Source organism: Chitinimonas lacunae (assembly GCF_042650885.1).
GTDB lineage: Bacteria > Pseudomonadota > Gammaproteobacteria > Burkholderiales > Chitinimonadaceae > Chitinimonas_A > Chitinimonas_A lacunae.
In genome coordinates, this window is record NZ_JBHSBU010000001.1 from 1,619,023 (window position 1) to 1,643,794 (window position 24,772).

The 24,772-nt window shown below is 62.4% G+C and carries 19 protein-coding genes and 1 pseudogene; 2 read left to right on the forward strand and 18 right to left on the reverse strand.

Annotation, left to right across the window (positions count from 1 at the left end):
- Window positions 1-108: 108 nt before the first annotated feature.
- The 14 genes and pseudogenes from mobA to ACFOW7_RS06830 form a co-directional block, all read right to left on the reverse strand.
- A complete protein-coding gene (gene mobA / locus ACFOW7_RS06765) occupies window positions 109-729 on the reverse strand; it encodes a molybdenum cofactor guanylyltransferase MobA (protein ID WP_378162394.1) in 621 nt (206 codons plus the stop codon).
- A gap of 146 nt (window positions 730-875) precedes the next feature.
- The gene (moaD, locus tag ACFOW7_RS06770) at window positions 876-1,133 is read right to left on the reverse strand and encodes a molybdopterin converting factor subunit 1 (RefSeq protein WP_378162397.1); all 258 of its coding nucleotides are present in this window, start codon (window positions 1,131-1,133) and stop codon (window positions 876-878) included.
- Between the two features lie 12 nt (window positions 1,134-1,145).
- Window positions 1,146-2,351, reverse strand: coding sequence for a molybdopterin molybdotransferase MoeA (locus ACFOW7_RS06775; RefSeq protein ID WP_378162399.1), 1,206 nt, complete (start codon window positions 2,349-2,351; stop codon window positions 1,146-1,148).
- A complete protein-coding gene (gene mobB, locus ACFOW7_RS06780; RefSeq protein ID WP_378162401.1) occupies window positions 2,338-2,844 on the reverse strand; it encodes a molybdopterin-guanine dinucleotide biosynthesis protein B in 507 nt (168 codons plus the stop codon). The genes ACFOW7_RS06775 and mobB overlap by 14 nt, the downstream gene beginning before the upstream one ends.
- A complete protein-coding gene (locus tag ACFOW7_RS06785) occupies window positions 2,844-3,500 on the reverse strand; it encodes a carbonic anhydrase (protein WP_378162403.1) in 657 nt (218 codons plus the stop codon). The genes mobB and ACFOW7_RS06785 overlap by 1 nt, the downstream gene beginning before the upstream one ends.
- Window positions 3,501-3,534: 34 nt before the next feature.
- Window positions 3,535-4,533 carry a GTP 3',8-cyclase MoaA gene (gene moaA / locus ACFOW7_RS06790; RefSeq protein ID WP_378162405.1) on the reverse strand — a complete coding sequence of 333 codons (999 nt, stop codon included), beginning with the start codon at window positions 4,531-4,533 and terminating at the stop codon, window positions 3,535-3,537.
- A gap of 822 nt (window positions 4,534-5,355) precedes the next feature.
- A complete protein-coding gene (locus ACFOW7_RS06795) occupies window positions 5,356-6,102 on the reverse strand; it encodes a peptidylprolyl isomerase (RefSeq protein WP_378162407.1) in 747 nt (248 codons plus the stop codon).
- 76 nt (window positions 6,103-6,178) lie between these two features.
- Window positions 6,179-6,862 (reverse strand): respiratory nitrate reductase subunit gamma, encoded by a 684-nt coding sequence (gene narI / locus ACFOW7_RS06800; protein WP_378162410.1) that lies wholly within the window; start codon window positions 6,860-6,862, stop codon window positions 6,179-6,181.
- A gap of 20 nt (window positions 6,863-6,882) precedes the next feature.
- Window positions 6,883-7,542 (reverse strand): nitrate reductase molybdenum cofactor assembly chaperone, encoded by a 660-nt coding sequence (gene narJ, locus ACFOW7_RS06805; RefSeq protein WP_378162412.1) that lies wholly within the window; start codon window positions 7,540-7,542, stop codon window positions 6,883-6,885.
- Window positions 7,543-7,582: 40 nt separating this feature from the next.
- On the reverse strand, window positions 7,583-9,148 hold the full coding sequence (gene narH / locus ACFOW7_RS06810) for a nitrate reductase subunit beta (RefSeq protein ID WP_378162414.1): 1,566 nt from the start codon (window positions 9,146-9,148) through the stop codon (window positions 7,583-7,585).
- Between the two features lie 49 nt (window positions 9,149-9,197).
- The gene (locus ACFOW7_RS06815; RefSeq protein WP_378162416.1) at window positions 9,198-12,917 is read right to left on the reverse strand and encodes a nitrate reductase subunit alpha; all 3,720 of its coding nucleotides are present in this window, start codon (window positions 12,915-12,917) and stop codon (window positions 9,198-9,200) included.
- A gap of 540 nt (window positions 12,918-13,457) precedes the next feature.
- Window positions 13,458-14,453 (reverse strand): annotated as a pseudogene (locus ACFOW7_RS06820) (radical SAM/SPASM domain-containing protein); the annotation flags it as partial.
- A 1-nt stretch (window position 14,454) separates the two neighbouring features.
- Window positions 14,455-15,837 (reverse strand): NarK family nitrate/nitrite MFS transporter, encoded by a 1,383-nt coding sequence (locus ACFOW7_RS06825; protein ID WP_378162418.1) that lies wholly within the window; start codon window positions 15,835-15,837, stop codon window positions 14,455-14,457.
- Between the two features lie 45 nt (window positions 15,838-15,882).
- Window positions 15,883-17,160 carry an MFS transporter gene (locus ACFOW7_RS06830; protein ID WP_378162421.1) on the reverse strand — a complete coding sequence of 426 codons (1,278 nt, stop codon included), beginning with the start codon at window positions 17,158-17,160 and terminating at the stop codon, window positions 15,883-15,885.
- A 445-nt stretch (window positions 17,161-17,605) separates the two neighbouring features.
- Between ACFOW7_RS06830 and ACFOW7_RS06835 the strand changes: the two genes are divergently transcribed.
- Window positions 17,606-17,986 carry an avidin/streptavidin family protein gene (locus ACFOW7_RS06835; RefSeq protein ID WP_378162423.1) on the forward strand — a complete coding sequence of 127 codons (381 nt, stop codon included), beginning with the start codon at window positions 17,606-17,608 and terminating at the stop codon, window positions 17,984-17,986.
- Window positions 17,987-18,268: 282 nt separating this feature from the next.
- Here ACFOW7_RS06835 and ACFOW7_RS06840 read toward each other — a convergent pair whose 3' ends face one another.
- Together ACFOW7_RS06840 and ACFOW7_RS06845 are read right to left on the reverse strand one after the other, a co-directional pair.
- The gene (locus ACFOW7_RS06840) at window positions 18,269-18,610 is read right to left on the reverse strand and encodes an FKBP-type peptidyl-prolyl cis-trans isomerase (protein WP_378162426.1); all 342 of its coding nucleotides are present in this window, start codon (window positions 18,608-18,610) and stop codon (window positions 18,269-18,271) included.
- 138 nt (window positions 18,611-18,748) lie between these two features.
- Window positions 18,749-19,360 carry a hypothetical protein gene (locus ACFOW7_RS06845; RefSeq protein ID WP_378162428.1) on the reverse strand — a complete coding sequence of 204 codons (612 nt, stop codon included), beginning with the start codon at window positions 19,358-19,360 and terminating at the stop codon, window positions 18,749-18,751.
- Window positions 19,361-19,657: 297 nt separating this feature from the next.
- Here ACFOW7_RS06845 and ACFOW7_RS06850 point away from each other — a divergent pair, with 297 nt between their 5' ends.
- A complete protein-coding gene (locus ACFOW7_RS06850; protein WP_378162431.1) occupies window positions 19,658-21,679 on the forward strand; it encodes an MASE1 domain-containing protein in 2,022 nt (673 codons plus the stop codon).
- A gap of 173 nt (window positions 21,680-21,852) precedes the next feature.
- On the opposite strand, the gene ACFOW7_RS06855 is transcribed toward ACFOW7_RS06850, so the two are convergent.
- Together ACFOW7_RS06855 and ACFOW7_RS06860 are read right to left on the reverse strand one after the other, a co-directional pair.
- Window positions 21,853-23,862 carry a sensor histidine kinase gene (locus tag ACFOW7_RS06855; RefSeq protein ID WP_378162433.1) on the reverse strand — a complete coding sequence of 670 codons (2,010 nt, stop codon included), beginning with the start codon at window positions 23,860-23,862 and terminating at the stop codon, window positions 21,853-21,855.
- Window positions 23,862-24,563 carry a response regulator transcription factor gene (locus tag ACFOW7_RS06860; RefSeq protein ID WP_378162435.1) on the reverse strand — a complete coding sequence of 234 codons (702 nt, stop codon included), beginning with the start codon at window positions 24,561-24,563 and terminating at the stop codon, window positions 23,862-23,864. The genes ACFOW7_RS06855 and ACFOW7_RS06860 overlap by 1 nt, the downstream gene beginning before the upstream one ends.
- Window positions 24,564-24,772 lie beyond the last annotated feature (209 nt).

The following is a 24,772-nucleotide window of genomic DNA, read 5'->3' on the forward strand; positions in this document are numbered from 1 at the left end:
CCTCAGGATGGCTGGCGCCGACAGTGAATCCGTCGGCATTGGCATGGTGGCAGCCGCCAAGCGCCCTTATGCCTCCGGCGCTCCGGCCCCTCCCCTGCGGTTATTTGGCTATTGTAGCGGCGCTGCTGCCGCGTATTGCAGTTCACGAGCGTCACCGCGCTCGGCCTCTGCCGCCGCCAAGGCCTGGGGAGTATTGAGATTGGGCAGTTGCTGCTCGATCCGCACCGCCACGGCCCCGATATCGGTCTGCCAGCGCCACAGACTGCGCCGGCCTTCATCGAGCCGACGCGAGATTTCGGTCAGTTGGCTGCGACGTATCAGACAGAGGTTGGGATAGTCATGGAACGGGTCGGAGATATAAGCCACCTCGGCCCCACCCGCCAGCGCCTCGTACAGGCGATAGAACAGATCGGCGGGCAGATACGGTACATCACAGGGCAATATCAGCAACGCTTCTGCCTGGCTGGCGAGCAGACCCGCTTCGATACCGGCCATCGGGCCGCAAAAGCCGCTGCGGACATCGGCCAGTACCGGCAGGTCGAACAGGGCATAACGCGCCCGGTTGCGATTGGCGGAGATCATCAAGTGGCCAAGCGGCCAGCTCGATGCCAGCGCCAGCACATGCGCCACCAGCGGGCGGCCCAGAAACGGCAGCAGTCCCTTGTCGATCCCCCCCATCCGTTTGCCCTCGCCGCCGCAGAGGATCAAGCCATCGGTATCGATCATCATCGTGGTCCTTTCTGTGCAGCCTCAGACCGAGGGTTGGAGCGACAGCAGATGGCGGGAACACAAATTAAATATTTATGCATAATCATTGCCAATATTGGAGCAACATTTATACATAAATACAAAATTTATCCGATTTATTTAACCCGTCACCCCCCCGTCACCGGCGGGAAGATTGCCACTTCGTCGCCCGAGCGCAGCGGAGTATCTAACGAGGCGATCTCCTGGTTGACCGCCACCAGCACCACCTTGCTGTCAGCCAATTCACGTGCCCATACGCCGCCACGTTCGCGCAGCACTTCGAGCAGTTCCTTTACCTGAGAGACCCTGGCCGACAACTCGAATCGTTCGGTGGCAGTCCCCAGGGTTTCGCGCAAACGGGCGAAATACAGAATATCGATGGTCATCGTTCGCCCCTTTCAGACGATCGCCCAACTGTTCAGGAAATGGCAGCGCACCATGGTCCCGGCCGCCAAGGTCGAGCGTTCAGGCACTTCGATCAGCAGATCGGCACTGGCCAGGCTCGCCAGAGCAGCCGAGCCTTGCAGTTCCAGCGGTTGCGCCAGCCGCTCGCCGTCCTGCTCGACCAGGGCGCCACGGATAAATAAGCGACGCATGGTCGGGTTGTCCACGCTTTCGGCCAAGGCCAACTGCTGCCAAGGCGCCGGCTGTACCCGCTCACCACACGCCCGAGCCACGAAACGGCGCGCCAGCAGGAGAAAGGTCAGGGCGGCCGCGACAGGATTACCGGGCAGGCCGAAAAACGGTTTGCCCCGTATATGACCGAAGGCAAACGGCTTGCCCGGTTTGATGGCGACCTGCCAATGACTGATGGCACCCAGGGTCGCCACCGTAGCCCGCAGATGGTCGCGCTCCCCGACCGAGGCGCCGCCTGAGCCGATCACGATATCGCACTGGCCGGCCGCCTGGACCAGACGGTCACGCAAGGCAGTGGGATCGTCTTCGACCTGTCCCAGATCGACCGCTTGCGCGCCGCTCTGCCGCAGCAGGGCCAGCAGCTGAGGGCGGTTGGCATCGTGGATATGCCCCGCTTGCGGCGGCGCCCCCGGCGGCAGCAGTTCGTCGCCGCTCGACAGCACGCCGACCCGCGGGCGGCGGTAGACATCGAGCCGGGTGACGCCTTGCGAAGCGAGCAGACCGATCTGTAGCGACCGCACCCGCTCACCCTGGGCAAGCAGCAAGCTACCGGCGGCCAGCTCGCTGCCCTGGAGCCGGATATGGCTGCCATAGCAAAGCGGTGCATTGAGCAGCACCGTCTCGTCGTCACTGCGGGTCTTTTCCTGCTGCGCCACTCCATTGGCACCGGCGGGTACCGGCGCGCCGGTCAGTACCTGGGCGGCTTCGCCGGGCGACAGGGTCAGTTCGCTTGCTTCGCCGGCGGCGATCATGCCGGTCAGTCGATACGGGCCAAGCGGCCGGGCCGGGTCGAGCGCGATGGCGTAGCCGTCCATGGCACAGGTATCGAAAGCCGGCATCGACCATCGGGCATGCAGATCGACCGCTGCCACCCGACCGACGGCATCGACGAGGTCAACCTGCTCGATGGCGGGTTCGGCCAGCGGCTGGGCATCGAGCACCCGCAGCGTTTCCTCAATGCTGTACATGGTGGGCCAGCTTTTCCAGGATAAAGTCCATCACCACCTCCGGTCGGTTCAGGTCCAGCGTGGCAACCGAATCGTCGAGCGGCGCATCGCTCGCTACCGCCAGAATGCCCGGCAAGGTCTGCGCCAGCATCGGCTTGCCCAGCGCCGGGCGGTATACCTCCAGTTTGGGGATAGGGTATTCCTTGAACCCTTCGACTAGGGTCAGATCGGCCGGCGCCAGCCGGGCCAGTTGTTCGGCCAGACTCGGTTCCGGCTCATCCCGCAGTTCATGGATCAGGGCAAAGCGAAACGGCGAGGCGATCAGCACCTCGGCCGCGCCCGCCTCACGAAAGCGCACGCTGTCCTTGCCAGGCGGCTCCAGCACCAGATCATGATGGCTGTGCTTGATCACATTGACCTTGAGCCCGCGTGCCCGCAGCAGTGGCAACAACGATTCGATCAAGGTGGTCTTGCCGCTGCCGGACCAGCCGACGATGCCGAATGCTCGATTCATCATGATTCCTTCACCAAAGGACAGACCAGCGGCAGAAATACATCGGCCCGCGGCGAATAGGCCAGCAAGGCGCCGGCGTCGAGGTCGAAATACCAGCCATGCAAGGTCAAGGCACCCTGCTCGACCCGCTCACGTACCCAGGGAAAGGTTTGCAGATTGCGCAACGACACCAGAATAGCTGCCAGCTCGCAGGCCCGCCGTTGCTCGGCCGGACTGGCATGGGGCATCTGCTGCATCACTTTGAGGCGGGCCGGCTCGGCGATCCGGACCCAGCGGCCGACGAAATCGAGATCGTCCTCGTCCGACAGCTGTTGCTCGACCAGGGCGCGGATACCACCACACTGGGCATGGCCCAGCACGATAATGCGCGACACCTTGAGCTGATCGACCGCGAACTGGATCGCCGACGATACGCCTTGATAGATCTGGCCCGTGGTACACGGTGGCACCAGATTGGCCACATTGCGTACCGTAAAGATATCGCCGGGATCACAGCCGAGCAGCTGGGCCGGATCGACCCGTGAATCGCAGCAGCCGATCAAGAGGGTATTGGGATGCTGACCCTGCTTCAGATCACAATACAGCGCAGGGTCGGTAGCGAAGTAGCGGCGCTGGAAGCGCTGAAACCCATCGATAAAACGTTCCAGATCATGCATGGTTGCGCTCCAGTCAAACTGCCAGCCGTGGTCCTTAACCGCCGGTTTGCGCCATGAAGCGCACGATCTTGCCGGGCCGGGTATCGAATTCGTGTCGTTCGGGTTTTCTGGCGATGGCAGCGCGAATGGTCTCGCGCAGGGTGTCGTCGTCAGCGCCGCTGCGCAGCAGTTCGCCCAGCGGTACCCGGTCCTCCTGACCGAGACAGAGATACAGCGTGCCATCGACCCCGAGCCGGACCCGGTTGCAAGCGGCACAGAAATGCTGCGACATCGGGGTGATCACCCCAAGGCTCATGGCGCCATCGGCCGTCTGCCAATAACGTGCGGGACCGGCGCCCTGCCCGGCCAGCGCCGGCAGAAGTGCAAAACGCCGCGCCAATTCGCTGCCGAGTCGAGTGAGGTCGATCCCTCGCGCTGCCTGGCCGGTGGCGCCGATGGGCATCGGCTCGATCAGGCGCAGAACAAAGCCATGCTGGATCGAGAATTCCACCATTCGCTCGACTTCGCGCTCGTTGACGCCGGCCTGGACCACCATATTGAGCTTGATCGGGCTAAAGCCCACGGCCTTGGCCGCTTCCAGCCCGGCCAGTACCCGGTCGAGGCAGTCGCTGCCGGTAATGCGCTGGAAACAGTGCGAATCGAGAGTGTCGAGGCTGATATTGAGTCGCTTGACCCCGGCTGCCTTGAGTGCGGCGGCATGGCGAGCGAGCTGGGTGCCATTGCTCGACAGCGACAGGTCCCGCAGACCCGGCAAAGCGGCAATCCTGCCAGCCAGCACATCGATATGGCGCCGCAGCAGCGGCTCGCCGCCGGTCAGACGTACCTTGCCGACACCCAGTCCGACAAACAGCCCGATCAGGCGGGCCATTTCGTCATGGCTGAGCCAGTTGGCCGGCTCTTCGTAATCCTTGAAACCCTTGGGCAGACAGTAGGTACAGCGCAGGTCACAACGATCGGTGACCGAGACACGCAAATAGTCGATGCGGCGCTGGAACGGGTCGATAAGGACGGGGTTGGCAAGACCGGCTGTCATGTCCGCTACTCGTGGAAAGTCTGAAAGCCATTTTCCAGAGCCAAGGCCAATGTCGCTATTGGTGAGTGGGACTAGTCATTCCGGCAGAGGAATTCGCGGGCGGGATCGGCTGCACGGCAGCCTGGATGGGACCGGTATGGCAGGGGAAGGTCAGGCGACCCAGGACAGAAGCGCCATCGACGCGGCGCAACAAAAACAACGAATAATAAAATTATCTGCAAGATATCCGCAATACTTACAGGACGTCATAATATATTATGAATGAATCCAGCCAACAACAATCTAGTGGTTGCAGCCTCGGCTACCAGGAGTCAGACACACGGCACCGGTGCAAGCTCCCGTCCCGTAACCGAAGCCGCTTCCACAAAAATATTCCACTTATGCATCCTAAGTTATCCACCTTCCCCCTCCTCAAAACCTGCCGGATCGCTGATAGAGGGAGGGCTTTTCCAGGCCCTCGCTTTGCAATCCATCGTCCGTATTACTGGCTCACGCTCCCACAGCGCCAGCGCCGCCCACTTCCCCATCGACTGCCGACTTCCTGCCGACGACACCCGACTGTCGCGACACACACCTGTCCTCACAGGTGCCTGGCTAGACTGCACCTACCCACCACGATATTCAGCAATGCCGCCAGCGCCCACATCACCTGCCTATTGATTGCCACCGGTCTCGATACATGCTGCTTGTCCGTCCTCGTTTCAGGACGGACCGGTTAGTACGTCTGTTGACTGAGGGCGGCCTCTCGCCAGCGTCCGGACCACTACCATCTCCTGTCTGGACGCCGCGAAACGGACCCACTGTCGAGTTCTGCCAGCCGCCCTACTGCACCAGAGGACTGCTTGCACCGGCCAGCTCGATGCCCTGCACCCGGGCACGGCCGACCAGCAGTTGGGTGTACTGGCGCCAGGCGGCGTCGATACTGCTGGCGTGCAAGGCGTTGGCGATAGGGTCGGCCACCTGCTCATAAGGCAGGAGATGACCGTCGATGCGTCGGACGACCCGGATGATATGAAGACCGAAACGGGTTTCCAGCAGACGTGGCAGGATTTCGCCCGAGGCCATGGCAAATACCACCCGCTCGAACTCGGGCACTGTCTCGCCGCGACTGATCTGACCAAGACTGCCGCCTACCTGGCCCGATGGACAGTTGGACAGCTCGCGTGCCCGGGTGGCAAACAAAGCGGGGTCTTGCAGGATTTCCTGCAAGGTCTGTTCGGCCAGTTCGCGCAAGGGGCCAAGCGGCACATTGGGCGTGACCTGGAACAGGATATGGTCAACCAGCACCAGTTCGCCCACGGTAAAGCGCTGCGGGTGCAGTTCGTAATGGCGGCGGCAGCTCGCCTCGTCGGCCTGCGGCAGCTTGATCTGCGATTGCAGCAGCGCCTCGATGGCCGCTTCTTCCGAATCGATAGGCAGACCCAGCCGGGCAGCCTCATCGAGCAGGATATGGCGCAGTGCCACGGCCGTCGTCGCCCGTTGCAGCGGATTGGGGCAGTCCTGGTGATGCGGCAGCTCGGCGGCGATTTCGGCGTCGGTGATTTCGTGGTCGTTGATCAGGATGGCCATGATTTCGCTCCGGCGCGCCCTTGGTGGACGCGCCCAATCGTTGCAGGAAAGCCGGCCGCAGCCGGCTCAGAACCCCTTAGCGCGGCCGGACCAGCTGCCAGGCGCGGGTCAGATAGGTGACCGAGCCAAAGCCGCTCCAGACATGGACCAGACGGGTAAACGGGAAGATCACGAACAGGCTCATCCCCATGAACAGATGGGCTTTGAACAGCCAGTGGGTGGCTTCGACATACTGTGCCGCATCGCCCCGGAAGGTGACGATATGCTGGGCCCAGGTCATCAGCAGCACCATTTCATGGCCATCCATATGGTCGGCCGACACCACGATGGTGGAGAGTCCCAGACCCAGGGTGATCAGGATCCACAGCAACAGCACCTTGTCGCCGGGCTTGGTGACGGCCCGGATGCGCGGGTCGCTCAGGCGGCGATGCAGCAGGATCAACAGGCCGATCAGACAGATACCGCCCATGATGCCGCCCGCCGTCATGGCAAAGCCTTGTTTGAAGCCATGGCTGACACCGAGTGCATCCCATACCGCCACCGGGGTCAGCAGGCCGACCAGATGGCCGAAGAACAGCCCGATGATGCCGACGTGGAACAGGATATTGCCCAGCCGCAGATTGCCCCGATGGAGCACCTGGGAGCTGTCGGTCTTCCAGGTGTACTGCTCGCGCTCAAAGCGCACCAGGCTGCCGAACAGAAAGACCGCCAGGGCGATATAGGGGTAGATGCCGAAAACGAATTGATGAAGGTAGCTCATGGAAGTGCTCCCGTTGGGGTTCAGTGACCAGCGGCCTGACGCGGATAGAACTGCACGGTCTGGGCAGCACCGGGGCGCGGCTTGAGCAGCGGCTCGCTGCCATCGGCACCCGGGCCGAAGGTTTCGAGCAGCTCGTCCATATCGCGCACCGGCGGCTCGACCAGCGGCAGCGGCGTTACGCTGGACAAGTGGCGCAAGACCTCGAACAGACAGGTATAGGGACTGTGGTGACGCGCCAGCCGCTCGCCGACGGCGGCGGCCACATGGATGGCGTCATCGAGAAAGCCCTGTGCCTCGTCGTCGGGCAACTGGCTGAGGAATTCAAGGAACAGCGGCAGATAATCGGGCAGCTCGGCACCCAGATCCTCATCGCCGAACGGCTCGAAACCGCGCTTCTGATATTCATGGAGCAGATCGACCATGGCCGGACCACGATCACGGCTCTCGCCGTGGATATGCTCGAACAGATGCAGCGAATGGGCCGGCGAACGATCGAAGGTGCCGACGTAGTTCTCCTGCAAATCGATCAGCGGCTGACTGGCCAGAAAGCGGGTCAGCGGGCTGAGCTGCTGGCGCACCTCGGGATAGTCTGCCAACGCGGCATCGATATCGGGCAAGGCGTCGATCAGCTCCTGCTCGGGATAACTCAGCAAGGCGGAAAGGATGCGGTAGAGGCTCATGGTGGTGCTCCTGGGCCGGGCGCTGGCGCCCGGCCGATCATTACTGCGGAATTTCCTTCGGCTTACGCGACTTCGGCATATGCACGAAGATCACGCTGCCTTCCTTTTTCTTGCCGAACAGCGAGCCGTCCGAAGTACCGCCCGAACAGCCGTTGCCGAAGCTGAAACCGCAGCTCGCCTTATCGTTGAAGCTGTCCTCGACCTGCTCCTTATGGCTGCTCGGAATCACGAAGCGATCTTCGTAGTTGGCGATGGCCATGATCTGGTACATATCCTCGACCGTGGCGGCATCGAGCCCGACCGACTGCAACAGGCGGGTGTCGCCACGTCCATGGACCGTTTCGCTGCGCTTGTAGGCACGCATGGCGATCATCCGCTCCAGCGCCTCGACCACCGGCTTCTCCTTGCCCGCCGTCAGCAGATTGGCCAGATAGCGCACCGGAATACGCAGGCTCTTCACATCGGGGATGATGCTGTCTCCCACCGTGCTATGCGGCATCCGGCCGGCTTCCGCCGCGCTCTGGATCGGCGACAGCGGCGGGATGTACCAGACCATCGGCAGGGTGCGGTATTCGGGGTGGAGCGGGAACGCCACCTTCCACTGACAGGCCATCTTGTAGACCGGCGACTGACGGGCCGCCTCGAGCCAGCTTTCCGGAATGCCCTGCTTGCGGGCCTCGGCGATCACGGCCGGCGAATGCGGGTCAAGGAAACACTTGAGCTGGGCTTCGTACAGATCCTGCTCATCGCTGACCGAGGCGGCTTCCTCGATCCGGTCGGCGTCGTACAGCAGGACGCCCAGATAGCGGATGCGACCGACACAGGTTTCCGAACAGACGGTGGGCTGGCCGGCTTCAATACGCGGGTAGCAGAACAGGCATTTCTCGGCCTTGCCGCTTTGCCAGTTGAAATAGATCTTCTTGTAGGGGCAGCCCGAGATGCACATCCGCCAGCCGCGGCACTTGTCCTGGTCGATCAGCACGATGCCGTCGTCGGCCCGCTTGTAGACCGAGCCCGACGGGCAGGACGCCACACAGGTCGGGTTGAGGCAGTGTTCGCACAATCTGGGCAGATACATCATGAAGGTGTTCTCGAAGGTCGAGTACATCTCCTTCTGTACCCCCTCGAACAGCCGGTCGCGGCCACGCGAGCTGAACTCGCCGCCGAGATCGTCTTCCCAGTTGGGGCCCCATTCGATCTTTTCCATCTTCTGGCCGGTCAGCACCGAGACCGGCCGGGCAGTGGGCGGCGTCTGCGACAGCGGAGCGTGTTGCAGATGCTCGTAGTCGTAGGTGAAAGGCTCGTAATAGTCGTCGATCGCCGGCAGATTGGGGTTGGCAAACAGATTGGCCAGGATCTTGAGACGACTGCCCTGACGCGGCTCCAGCTTGCCGGCGCTGTTGCGGACCCAGCCGCCGCGCCATTTCTCCTGGTTTTCCCATTCCTTGGGATAACCGATGCCGGGCTTGGTCTCGACGTTGTTGAACCAGGCGTATTCGACACCGTCGCGGCTGGTCCAGACGTTCTTGCAAGTGACCGAACAGGTATGGCAGCCGATGCACTTGTCGAGGTTCAGCACCATGGCTACTTGCGCACGAATTTTCATTTGATGACTCCTGATATGGCGGACGGAACCGGAGGCCCCGGTGGTCGGCTTAGCTCTGCGCCTCGGCTAGCGGCCCTTCCAGCCAATCGACCTGTTTCATCTTGCGCAGGATCACGAACTCGTCGCGGTTACTGCCCACGGTGCCGTAGTAGTTGAAGCCATAAGCCTGCTGGGCATAGCCACCGATCATATGGGTGGGCTTCAACACGGTACGGGTCACCGAGTTGTGGATGCCGCCGCGCTTGCCACTGGTTTCGGCACCAGGCACGTTCACGATCTTTTCCTGGGCGTGGTACATCAGGCACATCCCCTTGGGTACGCGCTGGCTGACCACAACCCGGGCAGTCAGGGTGCCGTTGCTGTTGAACACCTCGACCCAGTCGTTGTCGACGATGCCCGCCTGCTTGGCTTCGGCTTCGGAAATCCACACATGCGGCCCGCCGCGCGACAGCGTCAGCATCCGCAGATTGTCCGAATAGGTGCTGTGGATGCCCCACTTCTGGTGCGGGGTGATCCAGTTGAGCACCAGCTCGTGATTGCCGTTGGGACGGCGCCCCAGCATCGGCTCGACGGTCTTGGTATCGATATGCGGCTTGAACACGCAGAAGCCTTCGCCGAAATCGAGCATCCAGCGGTGGTCCTGATAGAACTGCTGCCGACCGGTCAGGGTGCGCCAGGGGATCAGTTCATGCACATTGGTGTAGCCGGCGTTGTAGCTGACCTCTTCGCTCTCGAGTCCCGACCAGGTCGGTGCCGAGATGATCTTGCGCGGCTGGGCCTGCACATCGCGGAAGCGGATCTTGTCGTGCTCGCGGCCGATGGCCAGATGGGTATGGTCGCGCCCGGTGATCTTGGACAGCGCTTCCCAAGCCTTGACCGCCACATGGCCGTTGGTCTCGGGGGCAAACGTCAGGATCATTTCGGCGGCATCGATGGCGCTGTCGAGCCGTGGCCGGCCCTTGCTGACGCCTTCCTCGTTGACGGTGCGGGTCAGACCGGCCAACTCGTGCACTTCGTGCTCGGTGTTCCAGTTGATGCCCTTGCCGCCGTTGCCAAGCCGCTCAAGCAGCGGACCGACCGAGGTGAACTTCTTGTAGATATCGGCGTAGTTGCGCTCCACCACCACCATATTGGGGGCGGTCTTGCCCGGGATCAGGTCGCATTCGCCCTTGTACCAATCGCGTGGCTCGAGCGGCTGGCCCAGCTCACCCGGGGTGTCGTGCAGCAGCGGTTGCAGCACCACATCCTTGCGGGTGCCGAGATACGGCCCGGCGATCTCGCTGAACTTGCGGGCGATCAGCTTGTAGATTTCCCAGTCGGTCTTGCTCTGCCACAGCGGCTGCACGGCTTCGCTGAGCGGGTGGATGAACGGGTGCATATCCGAGGTATTGAGGTCGTCCTTCTCATACCAGGTGGCCGTCGGCAGCACGATATCGCCGTAGAGGCAGGTGGTGCTCATCCGGAAATCGAGCACGGTCAGCAGATCGAGCTTGCCCTCGGCCGCTTGCTCGCGGAAGGTCACATCGCTTGGCCGGATCGCATCGGCCGGATCGTCGAACAGGGCGTTCTGGGTACCCAGCAGGTATTTGAGGAAGTATTCGTGGCCCTTGCCGCTCGAGCCGAGAATATTGGAGCGCCACACGAACAGATTGCGCGGAAAGTTCTTCGGATTGTCGGGATCCTGACAGCTCATCTTCACCCGACCGCTCTTGAGCTGCTCGCTCAGATACTTGGGCACCTCGACGCCGGCAGCGGCAGCGGCGTCGCACACGTCGAGCGGGTTGGTCTCGAGCTGAGGCGCCGACGGCAGCCAGCCCATCCGCTCGGCCTTGGCGTTGAAGTCGATCATCGACATCTTGCCAAGCCGGCTGCGGTCGGCCGTCGGGGCCAGGATTTCGTCAACGGCGAGTTTCTCATGCCGCCATTGGCTGGTATGGGCATACCAGAAACTGGTGCCATTCATCTGGCGCGGCGGCCGTACCCAGTCCAGCGCAAAGGCCAGCGGCGCCCAGCCGAACTGCGGCCGCAGCTTTTCCTGACCGACGTAGTGGGCCCAGCCACCACCGCTTTGGCCGACGCAGCCGCACATCATCAGCAGATTGATGATGCCGCGGTAGGTCATGTCCATGTGATACCAGTGGTTGAGCGCAGCACCAACGATCACCATGCTCTTGCCGTGGGTATCGTGGGCATTCTGGGCGAACTCGCGCGCCACCTGGATCACCAGCTCGGGCTTCACGCCGGTATGTTTTTCCTGCCAGGCCGGGGTGTAGGGCACATCGTCGGCATAGGACTTGGCCACATTGCCGCCCAGACCCTGATCGACACCGTAGTTGGCCAGTTGCAGATCGTAGACGGTGGCCACCAGCACGGTCTGGCCGTCGGCCAGCGTCACTTCACGGGCCGGCACATTGCGCAGCAGCAGCTCGTCGTGTTCGGCCCCGAAATAGTTGAAGCCCACCCCGACCACCTTGTCGCAGCGATCCTTGAGGCTCAGCAGCGGGTCGATCTCGCGGCCGCTGCCGCCGTCGCGCGATTCAAGATTCCAGCGGCCGACCTTGCCGGTCTCGGCCTTGTCCTCGCCCCAGCGGAAACCGACCGAGCCATTGGGCGTCACCATCTCGCCGTTGAGGCTGTCGATCGCCACCGTCTTCCATTCGGGATTGTTGCGCTCGCCCAGTTGATCGGGCAGCTGCGCGGCACGCAGGAAGTGGTCGGGCACATACATGCCGTTGCGCTCCTTGAGCAGCACCAGCATGGGCATATCGGTATAGCGTTTGACGTAATCGCGGAAATAGTCGGACGGCCGGTCGCGGTGGAACTCACTCAGCACCACATGGCCCATGGCCAGCGCCAGCGCGGCATCGGTGCCCTGCTTGGGGGCCAGCCAGATATCGCCGAACTTGACCATTTCACCGAAGTCGCTCGACACCGCCACCGTCTTGGTGCCCTTGTAACGAACCTCGGTGTAGAAGTGAGCATCGGGGGTACGGGTCATCGGGACATTGGAGCCCCAGACCATCAGATAGGTGGAGTTGTACCAGTCGGCCGATTCCGGCACGTCGGTCTGTTCGCCCCAGATCTGCGGGCTGGCAGGCGGCAGATCGCAGTACCAGTCATAGAAGCTGAGGCAGGCGCCGCCGATCAGGCTCAGATAACGGGCACCGGCGGCATAACTCACCATCGACATGGCCGGAATCGGCGAGAAGCCCATGATCCGGTCCGGACCGTAGCGCTTGATGGTAAAGGCATTGGCCGCAGCGATGATCTCGGTGGCGGTTTCCCAGTCGGCCCGGGCAAAACCACCTTGGCCACGCACGCTCTTGTAGCGCTTGGCCTTTTCGGGGTCCTGGCTGATCGATTCCCAGGCGGCGATCGGGTCCATGGTCTTGCGGGCTTCCCGCCACATTTCCAGCAGGCGGCCACGGATCATCGGGTATTTCACCCGCTGAGCCGAATAGACATACCAGCTATAGGAAGCACCACGCGGGCAGCCGCGCGGTTCGTGGTTGGGCAGGTCGGGGCGGGTACGCGGATAGTCGGTCTGCTGCGTTTCCCAGGTGATCAGGCCGTTCTTGACGTAGACCTTCCAGCTGCAGGAGCCGGTGCAATTGACGCCGTGGGTGGAACGCACGACCTTGTCGTGTTGCCAACGGCTGCGATAGCCATTCTCCCACTTGCGATCCTCGTTCACGACGGCGCCATGCCCATCGGCAAAGGTCGAGTCGACCCTGGAGAGGAATTTCAGTCTGTCCAGAAAATGGCTCATTGTGCTTCTCCGTAGATATGGCCCAGGCATGCCGGTGCAATGCTTGCAGTGTCGCCTCAGCTGGGTGCCGAAAACATTCATCGGAGGAAGGGGGTCGGCGCTGCGCAAGGACTAGTTCTACTGGCCGAATGGACTAGTTCCTGCTCGGCTGTCCGGCCAGGCAGCCGGGGGAAAAGCGCTGGATAGGCGCGGGAGGCAGGGCGTGCGCTTGCGGAAGGCCACGTGAGCTGAAACACCCAATATATATGTCTAAATAAATTATTTTTTCTTAAATACGGCTATATATCTTGCATAGTTTATTCACAAAATTTTACATTTTACCTCCGAGCCTCCCAAGCCAGGCGAGCCGCGCAGCAGGCTGGGCAAACGGCAGCAGCCGCGAGCGGGTAAGACGCTCCAGGCGCCCTCCTCTTGATTCGCGGCTGCGGCCATGCCGGCAAGCCGATTTCAGGTGCCGTCGAAGCCCTGACCCTTGTGCTTACGGGTCAGCACGATTGCTTGCGGCTTGGGATCGTGGGGATAGGCGATACATTCCTCGCACGGCGTACCGGTCACGTCCTTGCGCAGATTGGCCGCGCGGATATGTTGGAAAGCCGCGCTATGCCAGGCTTCCACGAAGGGGGTGGTGTTGAGGTCGCCCATATGGAAACGGCCGTCGTGGTCGAAGCAGCAGGCCGACAGATAGCCGTCGAAGGTCACATGGCCTTCGGTGAACAGCGACCAGCACGGCAGCGGATCGCGCAGCGCGCCCAGGCGGCCCTGGTTGCCGGCGACCGGCATCGTGCCCTGGGCACCGGCGGTCAGACCGGCCTGGCCGTAGAGCGGCAGCCAGTAATGTTCGTCGACCGCCCCGATAATCTCATCGACCGCCGCCTGCATCCGTACCTGCTGCTCGCCGTCGTAGCGGATGCTCGACGCGTACAGGCCACAGCGATGGCCGGTTTCCTGTTCGACCCGATCACGCACCGCCCGCGCAGCCAGCAGGTTGTCGCGCACCTTGTAGAATTCGCGCGCCTTGACCCGGGTCACTTGCTGAAACTGTTCGGGGTCGGCGTTGTTGTAGCTGAACTTGAGGCTATCGAGCCCGGCGCGCATACAGGCTTCGATCCGCTCGGGCGTGGCCAGCCGGCCGTTGGTGGTCAGGAACACATAGGGATAACCGCATTCCTGCTTGGCGTAGGCGATGGCTTCGGCAAGCCAATCGACCATGAACGACTCACCCAGATAGAACACACCGAGCTCCTCCACCCCGGCGTCGCGCATCTCGCGGACCAGGCGGAAATACAGATCGCGGTCCATATCGGATTTATCACGCAGCCGCGCCCCGGAGGCGCAGAAGAAGCAGTCGAAGTCGCAGCGGGCAGTCAGTTCTATCTTGACGCTGCGCGGGATCGGCGGCGTCACGCTGGCATAGTGGGCAGGGAGTTCGGTAATCGCATCGATGCGTTTGGTGATGGCTTCCATAAGGGTCTCTTTGTTCTGAGGGGGAGAAGGACAAACCGCCGCCCCGAAGGACGGCGGTGCAAGGCGCCCCATTTCAGCAGGGCATCTGGGCGTTGCGCCGGGCGTAGAACCACCAGGTGATCGCGATACAGCTCAGGTAGAAGGCCACAAAGGTCAGCAGTGCCGCATCGACCCCGCCGGTCAGCTCGATCGAGGTGCCGAAGCTCTTGGGAATGAAGAAGCCGCCATAGGCACCGATCGCGCCAGAGAAGCCGAGCACGGCTGCGGCCTCCTTATTGCCGGCCAGCACCGCCTGCCGTTGTGCCGCCTCGCCCGGTGCAGCGGCGCGCTGGCGCTCGGTGAGGAAGATCACCGGAATCATGCGGAAGGTCGAACCGTTACCAATGCCGGCCAGAGCAAACAGCACGATGAACATGGCCAGAAAGCCCGGGAAACTGCCGGCCGTGCCGTTATGCGGCAGGTTGTACATCACGCCGAACACGGCAGCGGTCATGGCGATAAACACCCACAGCGTGACGCGGGCACCGCCCAGCTTGTCGGAGATCCAGCCACCGAGCGGCCGGGTCAGCGCGCCAACCAGCGGGCCGAGGAAGGCGTATTGGGTCGGATTGACTTCAGGGAACTGCGACTTGGTCAGCATCGCCAGACCGGCCGAGAAACCGATAAACGAGCCGAAGGTGCCGATATAGAGCCAGCACATCAGCCAGTTGTGCTTACGCTTGAAGATCACCGCCTGATCGGCAAACGAGGCTTTGGCGTCGGCGATATCGTTCATGCCGAACCAGGCAGCCACGGTGGCAGCGAGGATGAACGGCACCCAGATGAAGCCGGCGTTTTGCAGCCAGATGCTCTTTTCCACCCCATCCTTGACATAGCTGTGGCCATCACCGGCCAGGGCACCGAACACCGCGCCCGAGATCACCAGCGGGGTGACGAACTGCACTAGGCTCACCCCGAGGTTGCCGATACCGGCATTGAGCCCGGTCGCCAGCCCTTTCTTGGCCTTGGGGAAGAAGAAACTGATATTGGCCATGCTGGAGCTGAAATTACCGCCGCCCAGACCGCAGAGCAGCGCCAGCACCAGCAGGGTCGGAAAGTCGGTGCTCGGGTCACGCAGCGCAAAACCCATCCCGATGGCCGGGATCAGCAGGCTGGCCGTCGAGATCGCCGTCCATTTGCGACCGCCGAAGATCGGCACCAGGAAGCTGTAGAAAATGCGCAAGGTGGCGCCGGACAAGGCCGGCAGTGCGGTCAGCCAGAACATCTGGTTCTTCGACAGCTGGAAACCCGCCTTGTCGAGATTGACCACCACCACGCTCCAGAGCATCCAGACGCTGAATGCCAGCATCAGAGCGAAGATCGAGATCCATAGGTTGCGGTTGGCGATATTGGCGCCCGCATCGCGCCAGAAGCTGGGATTTTCCGGCTCCCAGTGCTTGAGTACATGGCCAGACATGGTGCTCTCCCGTAAGGAGGGGCGCCTGCGCGCCCCGATTCAAAATCAGTGCGCGACGGCCTTGCCGGCCAGGGCCCGCTGCCCCGCTTCCACGCTTTCGCGGCGGAAGCTGAAGTGCATCCAGATCAGGCTGACGCAGACGGTGCCATACAACAGCATGAAGCAGCTCGAACGGATCCCGGTCAGGTCAACGGCCAGGCCGAACATGATCGGCAGCAAGAAACCACCAAGGCCACCGGCCAGCCCGACCATGCCGGACACGGCGCCGATGTTCTGGCCGAAATCGTTAGCGATAAATTTGAAGACCGAGGCCTTGCCAACCGCCGTGGCGATACCGGCGATAAACAGCAGGATGGTGAACATCCAGGGGTTGAGCCCGATATGGAAGGTCCTGGGTCCATCGACGGTCATGACGGTGAAGTCGGTCTGCGGGTAGCTCAGGATGAAGAAGCACACCCAGCACACCCACATCACCCACCAGGTGGTGCGATAAGCGCCGTATTTGTCGGAGATCCAGCCACCGATCGCCCGCAGCACCCCGCCAGGCAGCGAGAAGCAGGCGGCCAGCAGCGCGGCCAGCTTGATATCAAAACCGTATTCGCCGATGTAGTACTTGGTCATCCACAAGGCGAGCGCCACATAGCCGCCGAATACCACCGAGTAGTATTGGCAGTAGCGCCAGACACGCGGGTCCTTGAGCATCTTGAGCTGAGTGCCCAGGCTCGCGGTGGACGGTACGTTATGGGCCGGATTGGTCGACGAGAAGAACCAGAACAGGATCGCGGTGATCAGCATTGCCACCGCATAGACCTGCGGCACGATCACCCAGGCGCCACCGGCTGCGGCGATCAGTGCCGGGGCCACGAACTTGGTCAGCGCGGAGCCCGAGTTACCGGCACCGAACACCCCCATCGCAAAACCCTGGCGCGATTTGGGAAACCAGCGCGCCACATAAGGTGTGCCGACAGAGAACGAGCCACCGGCGATACCAACAAAAAGTGCCAGTAACAAAAAATGCCAGTATTCGGTGGCATAACTCATCATCCAGATCGGGATGACGGTACAGAGCATCAGGGAGAACAGCACCACCCGGCCGCCGTAGCGATCGGTCCAGATACCGAGCGGCACCCGGACCAGCGAACCGGTCAGCACCGGCATGGCCGCCAGCAGACCGAATTGGGTTTCGCTGAGACCCAGTTGGGTTTTGATCGGAATCCCGACCACCGCGAACATCATCCATACCGCAAAGCAGATGGTGAAGGCGAAGGTACTGGAAACCAGCACCTTGGTGGCACCCGGAGGCACCTTGTCTGGCTGTGTCATGGTTGCGGCTCACGATCTGTCGATTGATTCGTAAGCCAGAGCTTAGGGAGCGCCCAGTGCCTCTACCATTCGCCACTAGACCGAGCTGAACAGCGCGGGAGGACTAGTTCTTGCAGCCTATCCCTCTCCTCCCTCCCCTACGGTCGGCCAGGCCTGGGCTGGGGCGGCGACCGTATCCGCAACGGTTTGGGCGCGAGGCCAAGCCGGAAAACCAGCCCTTCCCCTTCCACCAAAGCGGTTGAACCCCCAGCCGACGGCGACTAGATTCAAAACACCACCCGCTCCATCGTTCCGCTTCCACCGACAAGAAAAAGGCCGCCCGCGCCGCGTCAGCGTCCGAGGCACATGGCCGGTCCAGTCCGGAACGACCAGCAAACAGGCCAGCCGGCGCCTATCGCCGCGCCATCAGAGCCTGTCTTTCATTCGTCAACTGAGGAGGTCTGTCATGTCACACGAGCAGATGTTGCGTCGCGCCCAGCCGGGCATCGGTCCGATCGTCAATTTCTCCGGGGTCTGGAAAAACGAACTGGGCTCCAAAGCCGTGCTGGAGCAGGACAATATGCGCCTGAGCGGCACCTACGAGAGCGCCGTCAGCGCCGATGGCCACAAGACCACCGGCGAGCTGCGCGGCTATGTCAACGGCGATCTGATTTCCTTTGTGGTCCACTGGCGCGAATTCCAGGCCATCACCGCCTGGGTCGGCCAGCTTCTGCCCGGCTCGTCCACCGCCCTGAAGACCCTGTGGCAGATGACCAGCCAGGTGGCCCCGGGCGAGGAATGGGCCTCGATCAACGCCGGCTCCGACTTGTTCAAGCGACAGCCCTAGCGCCTGTGATGAACTATCTGGCGTCTGTGGGGAGATAAATGAAGCGCAGGCGCCAGGGAAACCCTGGCGCTAACCATTGGTGAGAACTGAAGCATCGGCGCTCCCTGGTTGATTCCACTCCCCCCGCCCTCGCCGCCGCGAGGGAGCCTCGCTGGCGCTCGACAGCGCACTGAAAAAACTTCAGCCATTTCAGTGCCTTGGATTCATAACAGGTGCCAAGCGCCGTCCCAACGAAAAGCGCCTCCCGCAGGAGATACTTTTTGTTGCCGTGAACCCGTCCACTCAATCGTCGCGCGTCAATACTTCAAGCAGCTCGATCTCGAAGATCAGATTGGAATGGGGCTTGATATGCTGGCCGATCTGGCGCTCGCCATAGGCCAGCCGGGCCGGTACGAACAGCTTGCGGCGACCGCCGACCTTCATGCCCATCAGTCCCTGATCCCAGCCTTTGATCACCCGTCCGCTGCCGATCACGCATTGAAACGGCTTGCCGCGATCATAGGAGGAATCGAATTTGGTGCCATCCTCCAGAAAACCCTGATACTGGGTGGTAATCAACGCACCCTTGACCACTTCCTTGCCCTCGCCCAACTGGATATCCACCACTTCCAACTCGTCGTTCATCATTCTCTCCTGCGGGTTCTGACTGCCGCCAACGGCGGACCGGGCAGCGTTTTCCCAGGAATTGGCGGGTTTGGCAATGGGCCGTATGGGAGATCGGATGGCGGCCCACGCCTGTCTCCTCCTGATCGATCGGCCAACTCACTGCTGCCGCAACAGCCAGGTTTGTAGCTGATAGTCACCCGCTGCATCGAGTATCGTTTCCTCGATCAGCACGGTTCTGTTGCCGATCTGCCTGACCATACCGTACTGCCTCGTCACCACCTCGCCCAACTTCACCCAACGTGGAATACCGGTCTCATCGACCACCTTGGCCCGGCCGGCTGAGTGCTCCGTTGCAAGCAAGGTCAGTGCTGGTCCGGCACCGACAAAGCGGAGGCTGCGCAGCAGCTGATGCAGGGTCGGGTCTGCCAAGTGGGTCGTCTTGGTGAAGACCCGCAGCTGAAAACTTTTCTCTGCGGGGTCAGCGATATACAGGGACATCTTCTCCTGCCGCTCGCCCTGCCCCTGCACCACACAGGGCAGATCGCTCAGTCGCTTGGCCTGGGCCACGTCTGTCGCCCGACACAGCGTCTGCTGCGCAGACGATGGCAGGTAATCGAACAGGATCACCTGGCGGCCCTTCGACACGACAAACGCCCGACTGTCGGGCGAATCGGCCGGCTGGGCCCGCCAGCCTGTCGGCAAGTCAAGAAAGATCGGCACAGCCCAGAACGGACGGGCATGGACGCTCCAAGGCAATAGGCTGGTCAAGAGCACCACCATCCAGGGGATACACTTGGTCCGCTTTCCGTGCATGGCTTATCCCTCAGCGAGAAATAAAAAATCAGGAAAATCAACTGCAAGACACGAATTCAATCTAAATAAAAAATAAATAATTTAACTATTCCCCTGCCTCAGACACATCCAGACTTCCTCAGCCAGGTCCCAGGCCACCGCACGCCTCTATCCTCACCCGCCAAAACATCAGCGGCCCCAATCGATTCAAGGGTTTACGCTTGCCCTTGGCAGGCGCTATAACAAAACACATTCTCCCTCTGGGAGCAGGCCATGTTGCCGCAACTGAGCGACCGCCGGTGGTGGTTTGATGTGATTGCCCTGTCGTTATTGTTCTGGGCCGTCGCCTATGCCGGTTTTCGCATCGCACCGGCCTATGCCCATGTCACGTCGATCTGGTTTCCTTCGGGCATTGCACTGGCGGTGCTGCTGCTGCGTGGCATCGACCGCTGGCCCGGCGCCTTGTTCGGGGCAATGCTGTTCACCTTGTCGATTGGCGTGCCGCTTCATCTGTCCTTTCTGAGCGGCAGCGGCGATATGCTCAGTTCGCTGGTCGGCTGCTGGCTGCTCAATCGTTACGGATTCGACCCCAAGCTCACCAGTTTCCGCGATGCGCTGTTGCTGATCTTCGCCGGGGCGGCGCTGCCGACGCTGTTTGGCGGCTCTATCGGTGCCACCACGCTGGTACTTGGTGGGGTGGCACCGGTCAATATGTGGCCCTTGATCTTCAAGGTCTGGTGGCTGGCCGACTTCGGCGGGGTCTTGACGCTGACGCCCTTGCTGCTGGCTTTGGCGCGACCGCAGAAACCATGGCAGGAGCCGGGTACCGAGGCACTGCTTCTCGCTTGCATGCTGCTGATCAGTTGCGGCCTGGCGTTCGGCCTGGCTACCGAGGTCTTCCATGGCAATCCGATTCCGGCCTATCTGGTATTTCCGTTTGTGATCTGGGCGGCCGTGCGTTTCGGCCATGCCGCCACCGCCCTGGTGGTGCTGGTGGCCTCACTGTCGGCCATCGGCGGCAGCATCATCCATCTATCGACGGCCGATGCCGTGCGCAGCTTGCAGGTGCTCAATCTGCAAATGTTCATGAGCGTCGTGTCGGGTGTGGGGCTGGTCCTGGTGGCCGCCACGGCGCAACAACGCCAGGTGGCGGCGCTGCTGGTCAGCGATATTGCCAAGCGCGAGCAGGTGGAAGAAGCCCTGCGGCAGAGCGAAGCCGGCTATCGTGCCCTGTTCGAGCATGCCGCCGTCGGTATCGCCCATGTCGGGCTCGATGGTCACTATGTGCGGGTCAATCAGCGGCTATGCCAGCTATTCGGTTACAGCGAGCAGGAAATGCTGCAAACCGGCGTGCCCGCCCTGACCCACCCCGACGATATGCCGGCCACCAATCGGGCGGTGCAGCAGATGCTGTCGAGCGAGGTCACGATCGCCGAAGACGACAAGCGCTATCTGTGCAAGGACGGCAGCTATTTGTGGGCCCATACCTCGGTAGGCCTGCACCGGGCCCAGGACGGCACGCCGCTCCATTTCGTCACGGTGGTGCAGGACATCAGCCAGCAGAAAGCGGCCGAAGAGGCACTCAAGCTCCATCAGGAACATCTGGAGGAACTGGTGACCGTGCGCACCCAGGAACTGGCCTCGTTCAGCTATTCGGTTTCGCACGACCTGCGCGCGCCGCTGCGGCTGATCGACGGGATGAGCATGTTTCTGCTCGAAGACTACAACGACCGGCTCGACGATACCGGCCGCGACTATCTGCAACGGATCCGCCGTGGCGTGCACAAGATGAGCGATCTGATCGACGCCTTGCTGGCGCTGGCCCAGATCAGCCGGGCCGAACTCCATGCCGTCCCGGTCGATCTGAGCGCACTGGCCCAGGAACTGGGGCAGGAATTGCGCCAGTTGCACCCGCAGCAGCAGGTGGAATTCGTGGTCGCGCCCAATCTGCGCGCCAGGGGCGATGCCCTGCTGTTGCGGGCGGCCTTGCAGAACCTGCTGGGCAATGCCTGGAAGTTCAGCCGCAAGGTGGAAACGCCGCATATCGAAGTAGGCGCCTTGCGGCAGGACGGGGAAACGGTCTACTTCGTCCGCGACAATGGCGCCGGTTTCAATATGGCCAATGCCGACCGGCTGTTCGGGGCCTTCCAGCGTCTGCACAGCGAGCAGGAATTCGAAGGCTCGGGCATCGGACTGGCCAGCGTCGCCCGGATCATCCATCGTCACGAAGGCCGCATCTGGGCCGAGTCGGCGCCCGGGGCGGGCGCCACCTTCTACTTCACCCTGCCGCGCTGAGGACTGCCGCGGCCCAGGACAAGCGCGACGCGGTAGGGGCGGCCTGTCCCGAACCCCTCCTGGTTAGCGAATTTCCACTGAAGTCGGCGTCGCAGCAAGTCTGGTTGAGCGTCAGGAGCCGGCGCTTTGAGGGCCGGACACACTGACGCCGAATTGACTGGCAATGCGCTAGCTCAACCGGGCGCCACCACCCGCTGCAAGGACAGCACGAAGCTGACTCCAGCGGCCTCGTTGCGCACGGCAATCGTGCCGCCCATCTTGGCCATATAGGTCTTGGCCACAAACAAGCCCTGCCCTCGGTTGCCGTTGGCACCGGCTTCCGGCTGATCGGAGACGCCGTACTCGAAGATCTTGTCGAGCATCGGCTCGGCAATGGTCGGCCCCTGGTTGTGCAGGCTGACGGTGGCGGCGGTTTCGCTGGCTTCGAGCGTGATCGTGATGGGGCTGTCGGGTAGACGGTAGCGATCGGCGTTACGCAGCACATGCGTCACCACATCTTCGAGCGAATACTCATCGGCCCGCACGAATACCTGCCCGGCCTGATTGATGAAACGTACCGACTCGATGCCGACGCAAGGCGCGTTGTCGGCCACATGGAACAGGAATTCGCCCAGATCCACCGTGGTCAGCCGCAGTGTGCTCGACTGGAACGCCTCGCTCGGCGAAGCGCTGCCGTAGAGGATTTGCAGTGCCTGCTGCATACGCCGGATATAGCGGCTGTGCTCGCCGTCGCCATACAGCGCCAGCAGCGACTGCAAGGGCGACATGATTTCATGGCCGACTGCATGCCAGCGGTCCTTTTCCTGCTCGGCCCGGATGCACTCGCGCTCAACATCCTCCCGGACTCGCCGCAGCAGTTCAGACAGGCAGCCGGCCAGAATGCCCAGTTCATCGCCGCCACGCAGGTCGGCCAGATCAAACCGTTCCAGATCGCCGGCGCCCTTGACGGTCTGGGCCACTGACGCGGCACGCCGGGTCAGCCGGGTGATGCGGCGGATCAGGCCGATCTCGATCACCAGCCAGGCCAGCAACATCGCCAGCAGCATGGCCCCGACAAACCAGGACAGGCGGCTGGCTACCGCTCCCAGCGTGCGATTGACGCTGCGCACATCACCCGTCAGCGTCACGGTGTAGTCGCCAAGCGGCGTGCGGATCAGCTCGCGGCTTTCCAGCAGCGAATCGTAGCCCTCGACCGGCAGGCGCTTGATAAGGCTGTAGAGCAGGCGCGAGCCGTCATCGGGCTGGTCCTCGCTGCCGACCAGGGTCAGCAATGGCGGCTGGCCGAGCCGGCCAATACGCAAGGTTTCGCCCGGCAGCAGCAGCGGTGCCAGTTCGGCCAGGGAAAACGGAGCGGTCGCATCACGGTCATTGCTGTCGAGCAGTGGCGTACCCTGCCCCGGTGGCAGGACCTGGAGATGCACGGCAATGCGGTCAAGATCGGGTGGCGGCCAATCGGGGCGCGGTGTGCGAAACAGCTCGTCGCCCAGGATCGCCACAGGCAGGCGCAGCGAGAAAAAGGCACGTCGCTGGCAAGGTGGCGCCGCCTCTTGGCATTGCGGGTTCTGCCATAACCAGCCCCGGAAATCGCGCACCGGCCGCCCAGGCCGGTCGCCTTCGACAAAGCCGGTCAGCCGGCCACGTACCCCGCGCGTTTCGTCGATCAGCTCGAACGGGGCGACCCAGCGGTAGCGCTGGCCACGCAGGGCCACTTCGACCCGGACACGATGCGCCAGGGTCAGATCGAACTCCCCGCGCCGATGCGGCACCAGTTCGGCGCTGGAGAAACTGCCCGCCACATAGATAAAGGCACCGGCCCAGGGGTTGTTGCCGACGGCGACGCAGACCGAACCGTCGCGGTACTGCACGAGGCACCCCGCCATTTCGATGGCCTGCTGCACCTTGTTCTGGTCATCGAAATCCAGCGCCGAGAACGGCAGCAACAGCGGCCGCAAGGGCGTCAGCGTGGCGGTGGGCGGATTGAGCAGGGCCAGTTGCCCGGCCGGATGGTGCAATTTGGCCGAGATCTGCGCCTCGGTCTTATGGAAACCGTATCGGTAATTGCGATAGCTGAGCTGCTTCTCAGCCTGAAGCAGATGCAGCGCCATGGCGATGGTCGCCAGCGCCAGCAGCAGAAACGCGCTGCGAAACAGAATGCGCAGCCGGTAGGAAGCGAGCCAGGCCATCAACGATCCTGCGACGCCGGCGGATCGACCCAGCGGAAACCGCGCATCGGGACGTTTTCGATGCAGTCGAAATCCGGATCGACCTCGCGGAAGGCATCGCGGATGGTGCTGACGTGCTTGCGCACGTTATCGCGGTTGCGGCCGCTCTTGACCACCTGGAACAGTTGCTCGTAACTCACCACCTGGCCGCGGTTCTGGTAGAGCGTGGCCAGGATGCGCTGCGCCGTCAGCGGCAGATTGATCCGCTGGGCGCGCCAGGTGGGCGTGCTCTGGCGCAGCGGATCGAGCGACAGCGGCGCACCGGCCGGCGGTGCCGCACGCTGGTCCTTGGCCGCGCGCAGGATTTCCAGGAAGGTCTCGATGAAATCCGACTCTTCGAAGGTGGCTTTCTGTAGGTAATCCCAGGCATCGAGCGCCTTCATGATGCTGCGGTAGATGGTGGCCGGCATGGCCGACACCACCAGCACCGGTGTGGCATGGCGCTTATTGATGGCATTGATGATGGCCACCCCGGCATGACGCTCGCGGCCCAGCTCGATATCGAGCACCACCAGATCGTAGACCTCGCGCGCAATCGCGGCTTCGGCCTCGTCGCGGTTGAACCACTGATCGACCCGGATACCGGGCCTGGCCGATTCGATCCAGCCGCGCAACTGACGGCTGGTGGGCAGATCGTCCTCGATAACGGCGACTTTCAACATCGGCTGCGACTCCTTCTCACGGTCAGACAAGTATCGCGATTATCGGACGTCTAGTCACAGACGGGCTGTGAAGGTTTCTTCCGCGCCCGGTGCCAATCTGCCCCCGCCGGGGCTTTGATCGCTCCGGGGCTTCCTCGCGATGATGGCGTCAACAGAGCAGCAGCGGCGGGATGGTCCCGCCGGACCTTGACCGCTCTGGGCGCCACGCC